This window comes from Paraburkholderia phytofirmans OLGA172 (assembly GCF_001634365.1).
Classification (GTDB): Bacteria; Pseudomonadota; Gammaproteobacteria; order Burkholderiales; family Burkholderiaceae; genus Paraburkholderia.
Window position 1 is genome coordinate 3223580 of record NZ_CP014579.1, and the last position, 12612, is coordinate 3236191.

Below are 12612 nucleotides of genomic sequence, written 5' to 3' on the forward strand. Positions count from 1 at the left end.
GCCGCCCTGGCATGCAGGGCGGCGGCAATCAAAGCGGATTGAATCGGATTGGGCGAAAGAACTTCATACGAGGCTGCGCGGCGCAGCCTCGTCCGTCAGCGGATCAATGCAGGAAGCCGGTCGAAATCCAGGGCACCGCAGCGACGATGATCAGGCCGACCATCAACGCGGCGATGTAGCCGAGAATCGGCTTCATCCCTTCGTCCGGATGGATGCGGCTCACCGCACATGCCGAGTAATAGCCCACCCCAAACGGCGGCGCGAACAGGCCCACACCCATCGACAGGATCACCACCATGGCGTAGTGCACATCGTGAATGCCCATCTGCCGCGCGATCGGGAACATGAGCGGGCCGAACAGCACGATCGCCGGTATGCCCTCGAGCACGCTGCCGAGAATCACGAACACGCAGATGGAAGCGGCCATGAACATCGCCGCGCCGCCCGGCAAGCCGCCGAGCGTCTGCGCAAGCTGTCCCGAGAAACCCGATTGAGTCAACGCCCACGCCATGCTCGTCGCCGCGCCGATAATCAGCAGAATCGCGCCGGACAATGTCGCGGTATCGATCAGCATCGGCTTTAACCGCGCCCATTCGAAACGGCGATAGATCAGCAGGCCGGCCAGCACCGCGTAGGCGATACCGATCGTCGAGACTTCGGTTGCCGTCGCGATCCCTTCGACCACCGCTGCGCGGATCACGAACGGCAAGGCGATCGCAGGGAACGCGATCACGAACTTGCGCAGAATCTCGACACCCGTTGCACGCTTGACGCCCGACATGTCTTCGCGCCGATAGCGCCACTGCACCACGATGCACAAGGTAATCGCCAGCACGATGCCCGGCAGCATGCCGCCCGTGAAGAGTGCCGAGATCGACACGCCGGTCACCGAGCCGAGCGTGATCAGTACGAGGCTCGGCGGAATCGTCTCGGTCTGCGCGCCGGTCGCGGCGAGCAGCGCCACCAGATCGCCCGGCTTCGCACCGCGCGCTTTCATCTCCGGAAACAACACGGGCGCAACCGCCGCCATATCCGCGGCTTTCGAGCCCGAGATGCCCGACACCAGATACATCGCGCCGACCAGCACATACGACAGGCCGCCACGCACATGCCCCAGCAAGCTCGCGAGGAACGCGATCATCGCCGCGGCCATGCCGGTCATCTCGATCAATTGCCCGAGAAACACGAAGAGCGGCACCGAGAGCAGGATCAGGTGCGACATGCCCTCATCCATCCGGCCAACCACCACCGGCATCGGTGTATTCGTGGTCAACGCAAGGTAGCCGAAGGTGGCGAGTCCGAACGAGAAGGCAATCGGCACGCCGCTCAGCACACCCAACGCCACCAGGCCGACAAAGAAGATCAGCAAGTTGATATTGCCGAGATCTCGGAACAGCGGTCCCAGCGCAATGAAGATGCCGACCAGCGCGCCGACCGTCACGATCGCGCCAAGCGTCAGCCGCCAATTGCCCATGCGTGCGAGCCGTACCACTGCCACCAGCAGCATCAGCGCCGAGCCGACCGGCAATGCCGCCGCGCGCCACGAGTTCGACAATTCGAGTGCCGGCGTGGTGATGAACGATTCGTCCTGCGCGAAGCTGATCGCCGGGCCGATCACCATCGCAAGGAACGCGATCGGCGCGGCGATCGCGACCACGTCGAGAAAGGCCCGCACACCCGGCGGCGCCATGCCGACCAGCGCCGTCATCCGCATATGCTCGCCGCGCCGCAAGGCGATCACGGCGCCGAGCATGGCGAGCCACAGGAACAGCATGGATGCGAGTTCATCGGACCAGACGAGCGGCGCGTGCAGCAGATAGCGGCTCGTCACACCAGCCAGCAGCACGGCGATTTCCGCGAGTACCAGCAAGGCAGCGGGAATCTCGACCAGATGGCCGAGGGCGGAGTCGAGCGCACAGGCGAACCGATGCTGCCGCTCGTGCGAATAGGAGATCGAGATCATCGCATTACCCCAGTTTTCCGACGGACTTCTCCAGCAGCCCCCACGCCTCGTCGCCGTATTTGGCTTTCCAGTCGTGATAGAAGCTCGTCTTGGCCAGCGCGCCACGGAAAGCGTCGCGGTCGACATCGATAAAGGTAATGCCCTTCTTTTTCAGGTCGTCGCGCAACGAGAGGCTGAGCTTGGCGATATCCGCGCGTTGCAGCATCGCGGCGTTTTCGAATTCACGCGTGACGATCGCACGGATGTCGGCCGGCAGGCGCTCCCACGCGGCGCGATTGCCAAGAATCCAGTAACCGTCCCACACGTGCGACGTGAGGCTGATGTACTTCTGCACTTCATAGAGCTTGGCCGTCGCGATGATCGGCAGCGGGTTTTCCTGACCCTCCACCACGCCGGTTTGCAACGCCGAATACAGCTCGTTGAAATTGATTGGCGCAGGGCCGGCGTCGAGCGCCTTGAACAGTGAGGTCAGCATCGGCGCTTGCGGCACGCGAATCTTGAAGCCTTTCAGATCGGCCGGCGCGCGCAACGCCTTGGTGGACGAGCTAATCTGCCGGAAGCCGTTGTCCCACACCTTGCTCACCGACACGATGCCCGACTTGCCGATCTGCGCGCGAATGTAGTTGCCGAGATCGCCGTCCATCGCCTTCCAGACCGCGTCGTAGTCCTTGAATGCGAAGCCGGTGTTGACGATGCCCGCGGCGGGCGTCAGTGTCGCCAGAATCGACGAGGCCTGGTTGAAGAACTCGACGCCGCCGTTGCGCACCTGCGAGAGCAGATCGGTGTCGGAGCCGAGCTGATTCTGCGGAAAGAGTTTGATGTCGAGGCGGCCCTTGGTCGCTTCGCGAATGTGATTGATCGCCTCTTGCGCACGGATGTTGACCGGATGCGTCGGGTCCTGGCCGGTCGCGAGCTTGTACGAAAACTCGGGGGCCGCCATCGCGCTTCGCGAGATGCTCCATAGCGGCGCGGCGGCTGACATGGCCGCACCGGCCTTCAGAAAGGTGCGGCGGCTGATGCCCTGCGGGGCGTTCGAACGGGTTGTCATGGTGTCTTCCTCCAATCCTGGATCGCGCGTCGTTATGGTTTTTTTTCGTATCTGAACCGCGGCGGCTGCACGTGTCGCTCGCCGCGGTCGTCTGCTCTCTACTACAAGGTCTCCATCGCCGCCGCCGGGCTCCCGTCGGACGGCCCGTCCTGCCGGACCAGGATTAGCCGTGAATCAGCATGCCGCCATTCACGTCGATCACCGCGCCGGTAATATACGACGACAGGTTCGACGCGAGGAACAGGAATGCGCCGGCCACATCGTCGGGTACACCCAGGCGATTGAGCGGAATGCCGGCGAGAATTTCGCCGCGCTTGTCGTCGCTGATCTTGCCTGCGTTGATGTCGGTCTGGATCAGACCGGGTGTCACGCAGTTCACGCGGATGCCGTCGTTGCCGAGTTCGCGGGCCATCGCCTTGGCGAGGCCCAGCACGCCCGCCTTCGCCGCCGAATAATGCGGGCCGCCGAGAATGCCGCCGCCGCGCTGCGCCGAGACCGACGACATGCAGCCGATCGAGCCGCTCTTCTGCTTCTTCATCTGCGGGACGACCGCTTGCGACAGATACAGCACACCGCGCAGATTGACGTCGAGGATACGGTCCCAGCTTTCCGGATCGATCTCGAGCAGCTTGGCGGCCTGAGTAATGCCGGCGTTGTTGATCAGGATATCGATCGATCCGAAATCGGCAACCGTGCGTTCGACAGCGGCCTGGCAGGCGCCACGGTCGGTCACGTTGCACACATAGCCACGATGTTCGGGCCCGATCGACGCAGCGGCTTCGACCGCGGCGGCTTCGTCCAGATCGAAGATGGCGATGCGTGCGCCATGCGCCGCGAACATCCGGGCGGTCGCCATGCCGATGCCGCGCGGCGACGCGCCGCCGGAAATGACGGCGACCTTGCCGTCGAGTAGACGTGACTCTGACATGATGCGTATCTCCTGAATATGAAGCTTATGGTTTGCCAGGTTGTTTGCTATCGGCTACTACTCGTGTTTGCCACGCCTGATGGGCGCTTGTCGGCCTTTACCGCAGCCAGCCTCTGATCGTGTCGCACATCGCCTCGGTGGAAATGCCGTAGCGGTCGTGCAAGGTCGGCAGCGCACCCGCGTCGAGAAACGCGTCGGGCAAGCCGATCTGACGGAACGGCGGCGTGACGCCATGGGTCAGCAGCACCGCCGCCACCGCTTCGCCCAGACCGCCGATCACTGTATGGTTCTCCGCCACCACCACAAGGCGGCCTGAGCGGCGCGCTTCGCGCAGCAGCGTGACGGTGTCGAGCGGCTTGATGGTCGGCACGTGCAGCACGCCCACGTCGACGCGATCCGCAGCCAACGCCTTGGCCGTTTCCAGCGCACGCATCGTCATGATCCCGGACGAAATGATCAGCACCTCGGCGCCATCGCGCAGCAGCTTCGCTTTGCCGAGCTCGAACTGATAATCGTATTCGTCGAGCACGACCGGCACGTTGCCGCGCAACAGCCGCGCATATACCGGGCCGCGATGCTCGGCGACGGCCGGCACCATCTGCTCGATTTCGATGGCGTCGCACGGGTCGATCACCGTGAGGTTCGGCATCGCGCGGAACAGGGCGAGGTCTTCCGCCGCCTGATGACTCGGGCCGTAGCCGGTGGTGAGGCCAGGCAGGGCGCAGACGATCTTGACGTCGAGGTTGTCCTCGGCAATCGCCTGATGGATGAAGTCATAAGCACGGCGCGCGGCGAACACGGCGTACGTGGTGACGAACGGCTGCGCGCCTTCGTGCGCCATGCCGGCCGCGGCACCCATCAATAGTTGTTCGGCCATGCCCATCTGGTAGTAGCGCCCGGGATATTCCTTCGCGAACAGATGCAAGTCGGTGTACTTGCCGAGGTCGGCAGTCATGCCGACCACTTCGGGCCGGTTGCGTGCCAGTTCGACCAATGCGTGGCCGAATGGCGCGGAACGCGTGATCTGCCCTTCTCCGGCGATCGATGCGATCATCGCCGACGTCTTCAAACGCGGTTTCGGTGCGGCGGCGCTCATGCTTTTCTCCCGGCTTCCAGCGCCTGCAGCGCGAGTTGCCACTCGTGCGCATCGACGCGGATAAAGTGATTTTTCTCACGCGCTTCGAGGAACGGCACGCCGCAACCCATCCGCGTATCGCAGACGATGATTCGCGGTTGCGCTTCTGGATGCGCCAGCGCCGCATCGAACGCGGCGACGACGGCCGCGAGATCGTTGCCGTCCACGCGCTGCACAAACCAGCCGAACGCCTGGAGCTTCTCGACCAGCGGCTCGAACGCCATGACGCTCGACGACGGGCCGTCGGCCTGCTGGTTATTGACGTCGACCATCGCGATCAGATTGTCGAGCTTCCAGTGGGCCGCGGACATCAGGCCTTCCCAGATTGCGCCTTCATCGAGTTCGCCGTCGGAGAACAGGGTGTAGACGCGGGCATCCGAGCCCTTGCGCTTCAGACCCAGGCAGCGGCCGACCGCAATCGTCAGCCCTTGCCCGAGCGAGCCGCCGGACATTTCCATGCCGGGCGTATAACTGGCCATGCCGGACATCGGCAGACGGCTGTCGTCGCTGCCGTAGGTTTCCAGTTCTTCGTCGGCGATGATGCGGGCCTCGATCAGCGCGGCGTACAGCGCGATGGCGTAGTGGCCGTTCGATAGCAGAAAGCGGTCGCGGCCTTCCCATTCGGGGTCGTCGGCGTGATAGCGCATGGCGCGGAAGTAGGCGACGGCCAGGACATCGGCGATATCGAGCGCCTGGCCGATATAGCCCTGCCCCTGCACTTCACCCATGCGCAGCGCGTTGCGGCGAATCTGATAGGCGTGCTCCGCGAGCTGGGGGTACGGCGCGGTTTCGCTAGTGGTCACTGATTGTCTCCTTGAGGATCGCTTTGCAGGGGCCGCTGTGATGCCGATCCCAGTGAGTCAAGCGTAATCTCGCGCTCACACGCGCTCAAACGAATTAAGATGGGTCAATGGATGAATTCAATTCACGTTGATGCTGCCATGCACAATCGCTTCACCTTCAAGTCGATACAGGCATTCGAAGCCGCCGCACGGCTCTCGTCGTTTGCGCTCGCAGCAGACGAACTGTTTGTCACGCCCTCCGCCGTCAGCCACCAAATCAAGCTGCTCGAAGAGCAATTGAGCATTCGTCTGTTCCATCGGCTGCACCGCACCGTGATCCTGACGGACAATGGAAGGCAATACGCTGAGGAAATCACCGCGGCGTTCGCGCGGATCGACTCAGCCACCCGCGAGATCGGGCGGGCCGCCAAGAGCGACATCCTCACAATCCATTGCACGCCCAGCTTTGCGACTCAATGGCTGATGCCGCGCATCGCGCGCTTCAGCGCGGCGCATCCGGATATCGATGTGCGTTTGAATGCGTCGTCAGAGGCGGTGAATCTGATCTCGGAAGCGGTCGATATCGACATTCGCTACGGCCCGAGAAAGCTGCAGCCGGCCGGTACGATGGTGCTCGAATTGCCGCCCGAGACGATCGTGCCGCTGTGTTCGCCGGTGCTCATGGCGGGCGAGCATCCGCTGCGCAGCGTGGCGGATTTGCAGCAGCATCCGCTGATTCATAGCGAGGGGTGTCTGGTGAGCTGGCGTGACTGGATGCGTTTGCATCGCAAAACGCGGCTCGACATCGGACGCGGTCCGCGCTTCGATCGCTCGTTCATGGCGATCAGCGCGGCGGTCGACGGCCTGGGCGTCTGCCTTGAAAGCCTGCTTCTGGCGCAACGCGAACTGGAAACGGGCCGGCTGGTGGCACCGTTCGGCGTCGAAGGGCTCACCGTGCGCGGCTATACGCTCAACCTGCTGAAATCTCGCGCCGAATTGCCGAAGCTGCACAGCTTTCAGGATTGGCTATTTGCGGAACTTGAGAAGTGACGCGCGCGCGGCGCTGATCCGGTCATTCGCAAACAATGCCGGGCAGGCCACCGCGGTCTGCCCAGGCCGGCGCCGATGCGCTGCCGCGGGCAGAGCCGCCAGCCGGCCTTTAAGGTTTGCCTTTGAGGGTAAACGGAGCCAACAGTGACTGGACATCGACCTGCTGCCCCTGGAGCAGAAGCAGCCTCGCGTGAAGCACCGTATTCTCGAGAACAAGCTTGGCGGTGCTTAGCAGATAAAGCGCGTGGATGTCGGAGATCGACATGTTGCCTGCTTCGACCAGGTGGTGACGCTCAACCAGTGAACTCATGACGAGGCGCCTGAGTTCCTGCTCTCCAAATGGAAGGTCCGCGTAGTCGATCGGGTCGTCGGCTTCCACTTCCCGCAGCAGTTCAACCAGCGTTTCCGTGCTCACGTCCATGTGCAGGCTCCACGTTGTCGTTTAAAACCAGCATAGCCAAATAGAGTCACCAGCACTGACAGCCTAGCATGTGGACGACCGAATCGCAGTTCAAGGCAGCCGTCGAGCAGTCTGTCCACCTTGCGCGGAGCCCCGACGCCCGAATGCTGCCGGGCTCCAAGTCACGACGGCTGAAATAATCCAGGCATCGCGAGTGGCCTGTCGGCCACGCTGAAATGCCGCGCCCGGCAGCCCGATTCATTAAGGGGCTGCATCCCTCACCCCGCCGGCGTGTAAACTGCTGTCTTTTTTGACTCTGGTGGTATGGTGCAAGCCCCACAGCGCACAGCTTTCAGTGGCCCGGCGCTCATTCGCTTACTTGCTCGCCTGACGGACGTCGATGTTCCCGAATCCAGCCAATCGCTCTCGGACCGGCTAAGCCAATGGCTCGGCTGGACCGACGCGATCGCGTTGTCCGCGGCGCTGAACAATCCTCCGCCTGCCGGCGCCGCCGGCGCGCGCGCGTTCGGCGACGCTGAAGAGAGCGAGTGCGCCCGCGTGCGCACGTCGTTGGCGAATGCCATCGTCGGCGATAGCGTGTTGGCCGGCGCGAGGCGTCGCGGGTCTGCGGCGCAAGCGCTCCCGCAAGGAGCCCCGGTGGATGCGCCGGTCGATTACGCGGTTTTTCGTCAGCGCTACCACTCCATGCAGCAGACGATGGAGACGGCCATCGGCAACCTGCGCGGCCGTCTGCGGGCCATGTTGGCTGCCAAAACGCCCGCCATGGCCCGGCTCGCGGTGGTGGACGCCGTGATGGAACGCGCGCTCAGCGAGCGTGAACGGAGTCTGCTGGCCGCCGTGCCCGGCTTGCTCGCAGGACACTTCGAGCGTTTGCGCCAAGCGGAGCAACAGGCGCTGGCCGACGCTGAAGCCTCGGGGGACGCCGCAACCACCAAACCCGCCACGCCCGGCGCCTGGCTGGACGCGTTCCGCAAGGATATGCAGAGCGTGTTGCTTGCCGAACTGGATGTTCGTTTACAACCGGTCGAAGGGTTGCTCGCGGCCCTTCGCACCCGCTAACTGGGACACTATGTCCAGATATCTCAATCTCGTTGTTTTTCTGGTAGGTCTGGCCGCTGTGTGCTGGATCGGTGCCGGCTACGTCGGCTCGAACGCGCTGGCATTGGCGGTCACGATGTTGATCGGCGTTTGCTACCTGGCGGGCGCGCTCGAACTGCGGCGCTACGGCGAGGCCACTTCCACATTGGCGCGTGCGGCCGCGGACATGTCCGGGCCGCCGCCCAGCCTGGGCGCCTGGCTTGAGCCGCTGCATCCCAGCCTGCGCAACGCAGTACGCCTGCGCGTCGAGGGTGAACGTGTGGCCTTGCCGGGCCCGGCGCTGACGCCGTATCTGGTCGGCTTGCTCGTGCTGCTGGGCATGCTCGGCACGCTCCTCGGCATGGTGGCGACCCTGCGGGGCACCGGCATGGCGCTGGAAAGCGCGACGGACCTGCAGGCTATCCGCGATTCGCTCGCCGCACCGGTCAAGGGGCTGGGCTTCGCGTTCGGCACCTCGATTGCGGGCGTGGCCACCTCCGCGATGCTGGGGCTGCTGTCGGCGTTGTGCCGGCGCGAGCGGATCGATGCCGCGCAGATGCTCGACGTGAAGATTGCGACAACCTTGCGCATCTACTCGCAGACCCATCAGCGCGAGGAAAGCTTCAAGCTTCTGCAGCGGCAGGCCGAGGTGATGCCCACCCTCGTCGATCGTCTGCAGGCGATGATGGCGGCCATCGAGCAACAGAGCCTCGCCTTGAACGAGCGGCAGATCGCCAGCCAGAACGTCTTCCACAGCAAGGCCGAGGCGGCCTACACGCGCCTTGCTGCCTCCGTGGAGCAGTCGTTGAAGGAGAGCGTCGCCGAAAGCACCCGCGCCGCCAGCGCGGCGCTGCAGCCGGTCATGGAGGCCACGATGGCGGGCCTCGCACGTGAGACAACCGCACTGCACAATACCGTCACGCACGCCGTGCAGCGGCAGTTGGACGGGCTCTCGACCGGCTTCGAGGCCACCACCACCACCGTCGCGGACATCTGGAACAAAGCCCTGGAGCGGCAGCAGCGCTCGAGCGAGGCGCTCGCCCAACATCTGGGCACGTCGCTGGATCGCTTCACCGAGACCTTCGAGCAACGCTCGGCCGGCCTGCTGGATGGCGTCGCCGCACGCCTCGACGCAACGGCTGGCAGCGTGTCGGCAGCATGGCACGAGGCGCTGTCACGACAAGAACAGGTCAGCGAGAAGCTGGCGGGCCACAACCAGCAAGCCCTGGCGGCCGCCGCTGCGGCCTTCGAGCAGCACTCGGCGTCGCTGCTACGCACAGTGGGCCAATCGCATACGGACTTGCAGACGGAATTGGCCTCGCGAGACCAGCAACGATTGGCGGTCTGGACCGAGACGCTCGGTTCGATGGCCACGACCTTGGGCAAGGAATGGGAGCAGGCCGGCGCGCACACCGCGAGCCGGCAGCAGGAAATCTGCGACGTCCTCGCACAGACCGCGCGCGACATCTCGGCCCAGACACAGGCGCACGCGAGCAGCACGATCGCCGAGATCGACCGGCTCGTGCAAGCGGCGGCGGAAGCCCCCAAGGCCGCGGCCGACCTGCAGGCAGAACTCGCCGCCCGGGACCAGCAGCGGTTGGCCGCATGGACCGAGACGCTCGGTTCCATGGCCACGACGTTGAGCAAGGAATGGGAGCAGGTCGGCGCGCACACCGCAAGCCGGCAGCAGCAGATCTGCGACACGCTGGCACAAACGGCACACGACATCTCAGCTCAGACGCAGGCGCACGCAAGCAGCACGATCGCCGAGATCGCCCAACTCGTGCAAGCCGCGTCGGAAGCACCCAGGGCCGCAGCGGAAGTCGTCGCCGAACTGCGTCAGAAGCTCTCCGACAGCATGGTCCGCGATACCGCGATGCTGGAAGAGCGCAGCCGACTGCTGGCAACGCTGGAAACCCTGCTCGATGCCGTGAACCATGCCTCCACCGAGCAGCGCACAGCCGTCGACGCGCTGGTCGCCACATCGGCGGATCTGCTGGATCGTGTCGGCACCCGTTTCACCGATAAGGTCGAACTCGAGACCGGGAAGCTGGGCGCGGTGGCCGCGCAAGTCACCGGCAGCGCCGTCGAAGTGGCAAGCCTCGGCGAAGCATTCGGCGCGGCCGTCCAGTTGTTCGGCGAGTCGAACACCACGCTGGTCGCGCATCTGCAGCGTATCGAAGCCGCGCTGGACAAGTCCCTCGCGCGCAGTGACGAGCAATTGGCTTATTACGTGGCCCAGGCGAGAGAAGTCATCGACCTGAGCATGATGTCGCAGAGGCAGATCGTCGAAGACCTGCAGCACCTCGCGGGCAAGCGGGCGTCCGCGGGAGCTGAAGCGGCATGAGCGAGGAAATCGACGGCGGCATGGAGACCACGGCGCCCATCTGGCCCGTGTTCGGCGATCTGATGTCGGTGCTGCTGGGCGCTTTCGTGCTGATTTTGGTGGGCGTCATCGGCGTTCAACTGGAACTCTCGACCCGGCTGGAGCAGGAGGTCAAGCAGCGTCAGCTGGAAACGCAGCGCCGCAAGACTCTGGAACAGGCACTGGCAGGGCCGCTGGCAGCGGGCCGGGTGACGCTGGTCAACGGGCGCATCGGCATCAACGGCAGCGTGTTGTTCGCGTTGAACTCCGATCAATTGCAGCCCGCAGGCCGGGACGTCCTGAAGAGCCTGGCGGGGCCGCTGTCCGCTTATCTCCGGGCCAATGACGAGATCCTGATGGTGAGCGGCTTTACCGACGACCGGCAAGTGCGCGAGGCTAACCGCCGCTTTGCCGACAACTGGGAGCTGTCGGCCCAGCGCGCGTTGACGGTGACCCGCGCGTTGATCGATGAAGGGGTTCCCGCTTCGTCCGTATTTGCGGCTGCGTTCGGCGCCCAGCAGCCCGTCAGCTCGAATGCCGACGACCAGGGCCGGGCCAAGAACCGGCGAGTGGAAATAGCGCCGGTTCCGAGGCCTTCGAGCGCAACGGTGAAGTCCCTTGAGTAGCGAGACTAGTGAGAACGGTGGCGCTAGCCGCGTGGCAAGCAGCGCCCGGGCAACGCTCGACGCATGGCGCGAGCGCGGCGCCGATCGTCTGGATCCCATCCGCTTTCATTTCATCGAGGCGCTGGATCGGCGTGCAGCGAGCCACAACGGCGAAGTGCGGCGTCTGCTGGACGACAGGCTGTCCAAACTGATCGAGGCCTATGCGGGTGATCTCGCGCGTACGGCATCCAAGGTTGCCGATGGTGGCACTGGCACTGGCACTGGCACTGGCACCGCGGCATCATCCAGCGAACCCGCACGCGGAGCGCTGGCCGCACTGATCGGCTACATCGCCAGCCACGCGTCGGCAGATGGAACCGGCCCTGCAACGGGTGACGCCGCGCCCCGGCGCCCCGCTTATCCGGAACTGGAGGCGCTCGAGTACTTCAGGGAGACCTGGTCCAAGGTCCGGTCCGAGAAACAGTTGCGGCAGTCGCTCAAGAAAGCGCCGGGTAATGCCGGTCCGCTCAATTCGAGCAGCCTTGTGCATCGGTCGCTCTCGCTAATGCGCGAGCTGTCGCCCGGGTATCTCCAGCAGTTCCTGTCGTACGTCGACGCCTTGTCGTGGATGGAGCAGATGAACGGCGGCAGCGCCTCGCCGGCAAAAGATGCGCCTCGTACTGCGAGCGCCAGGAAGAGTGCCCGAGGCAAACCCCGTTAGCGCGGGGGCAGATCAGTCGAAGCCCTGAGCCATCACAAGCCGGCCAAAAACAATCCGCCGGTTTGCACCGCTTTCACGTCCGATCCAAAGTCCACTTCACAAATACAGCACCGACCTCCCGCAAGACAGCCTCCCGAGTGGGCATGCCAAGCGCCGGCGCATCGTAATAGGCCGCAATGAAAAGCGGAGCACGTCGCGGTGGGCGCACGATTGCATAGTCATTGGTTTCCTCGCCATAAAAAACGGGCCAGTCCTGCGAAGGACTGGCCCGCTCACCACGCGAAATCACGCTTGAGGATTCGTATCGTCTGTGGCTTGAGCATTGTCGGCGTCGTCCTGCTTCTCGCCGTCTTTCTTCTCGACCAGCGACTCCAGTGCACCGGCGCCTTCAAAGCCCGCCACCGCTGCAACGCCTTTCGTTAGCAGACCTGCTTCCGGATCGACTTTTTCTGCCGCTTCAACGGCCGCTACTGCCCCAGCGATCTTGCCTACTTCATCCAAGAGTCCCATTTCGCCC

General features: G+C 64.2%; 12 protein-coding genes. 5 read left to right on the top strand and 7 right to left on the bottom strand.

Annotation, left to right across the window (positions count from 1 at the left end):
- Positions 1–103 precede the first annotated feature (103 nt).
- The 5 genes from AYM40_RS34255 to AYM40_RS34275 all read right to left on the bottom strand — a co-directional run bounded on the left by AYM40_RS34255 (position 104) and on the right by AYM40_RS34275 (position 5877).
- On the bottom strand, positions 104–1963 hold the full coding sequence (locus AYM40_RS34255; RefSeq protein WP_063500364.1) for a TRAP transporter large permease subunit: 1860 nt from the start codon (positions 1961–1963) through the stop codon (positions 104–106).
- 4 nt (positions 1964–1967) lie between these two features.
- On the bottom strand, positions 1968–3011 hold the full coding sequence (locus AYM40_RS34260) for a TRAP transporter substrate-binding protein (protein ID WP_063500365.1): 1044 nt from the start codon (positions 3009–3011) through the stop codon (positions 1968–1970).
- 163 nt (positions 3012–3174) lie between these two features.
- A complete protein-coding gene (locus tag AYM40_RS34265; protein WP_063500366.1) occupies positions 3175–3939 on the bottom strand; it encodes an SDR family NAD(P)-dependent oxidoreductase in 765 nt (254 codons plus the stop codon).
- Positions 3940–4036: 97 nt separating this feature from the next.
- Positions 4037–5035 (bottom strand): transketolase family protein, encoded by a 999-nt coding sequence (locus tag AYM40_RS34270; protein ID WP_063500367.1) that lies wholly within the window; start codon positions 5033–5035, stop codon positions 4037–4039.
- Positions 5032–5877 (bottom strand): transketolase, encoded by an 846-nt coding sequence (locus AYM40_RS34275; protein ID WP_063500368.1) that lies wholly within the window; start codon positions 5875–5877, stop codon positions 5032–5034. Before AYM40_RS34275 ends, AYM40_RS34270 begins: the two co-directional genes overlap by 4 nt.
- Positions 5878–5988: 111 nt before the next feature.
- Here AYM40_RS34275 and gcvA point away from each other — a divergent pair, with 111 nt between their 5' ends.
- Positions 5989–6906 carry a transcriptional regulator GcvA gene (gcvA, locus tag AYM40_RS34280; RefSeq protein WP_236721031.1) on the top strand — a complete coding sequence of 306 codons (918 nt, stop codon included), beginning with the start codon at positions 5989–5991 and terminating at the stop codon, positions 6904–6906.
- 109 nt (positions 6907–7015) lie between these two features.
- Here gcvA and AYM40_RS34285 read toward each other — a convergent pair whose 3' ends face one another.
- Positions 7016–7327: a hypothetical protein gene (locus AYM40_RS34285; protein ID WP_063500369.1), complete on the bottom strand. Its 312-nt coding sequence runs from the start codon at positions 7325–7327 to the stop codon at positions 7016–7018.
- A gap of 303 nt (positions 7328–7630) precedes the next feature.
- On the opposite strand from AYM40_RS34285, the gene AYM40_RS34290 reads away from it, so the two are divergent.
- The 4 genes from AYM40_RS34290 to AYM40_RS34305 are packed head-to-tail and all read left to right on the top strand — an operon-like array spanning position 7631 to position 12095.
- Positions 7631–8386: a DUF3348 domain-containing protein gene (locus tag AYM40_RS34290; RefSeq protein ID WP_063500370.1), complete on the top strand. Its 756-nt coding sequence runs from the start codon at positions 7631–7633 to the stop codon at positions 8384–8386.
- A gap of 10 nt (positions 8387–8396) precedes the next feature.
- Positions 8397–10751 (top strand): DUF802 domain-containing protein, encoded by a 2355-nt coding sequence (locus AYM40_RS34295; protein ID WP_063500371.1) that lies wholly within the window; start codon positions 8397–8399, stop codon positions 10749–10751.
- Positions 10748–11395: an OmpA family protein gene (locus AYM40_RS34300; RefSeq protein WP_063500372.1), complete on the top strand. Its 648-nt coding sequence runs from the start codon at positions 10748–10750 to the stop codon at positions 11393–11395. The genes AYM40_RS34295 and AYM40_RS34300 overlap by 4 nt, the downstream gene beginning before the upstream one ends.
- Complete coding sequence (locus tag AYM40_RS34305) at positions 11388–12095, top strand: DUF2894 domain-containing protein (protein WP_236721032.1); 708 nt, start codon at positions 11388–11390, stop codon at positions 12093–12095. The genes AYM40_RS34300 and AYM40_RS34305 overlap by 8 nt, the downstream gene beginning before the upstream one ends.
- A gap of 285 nt (positions 12096–12380) precedes the next feature.
- Here the strand turns inward: AYM40_RS34305 and AYM40_RS34310 are convergent, their stop codons facing one another.
- The gene (locus AYM40_RS34310) at positions 12381–12605 is read right to left on the bottom strand and encodes a hypothetical protein (RefSeq protein WP_063500374.1); all 225 of its coding nucleotides are present in this window, start codon (positions 12603–12605) and stop codon (positions 12381–12383) included.
- Positions 12606–12612 lie beyond the last annotated feature (7 nt).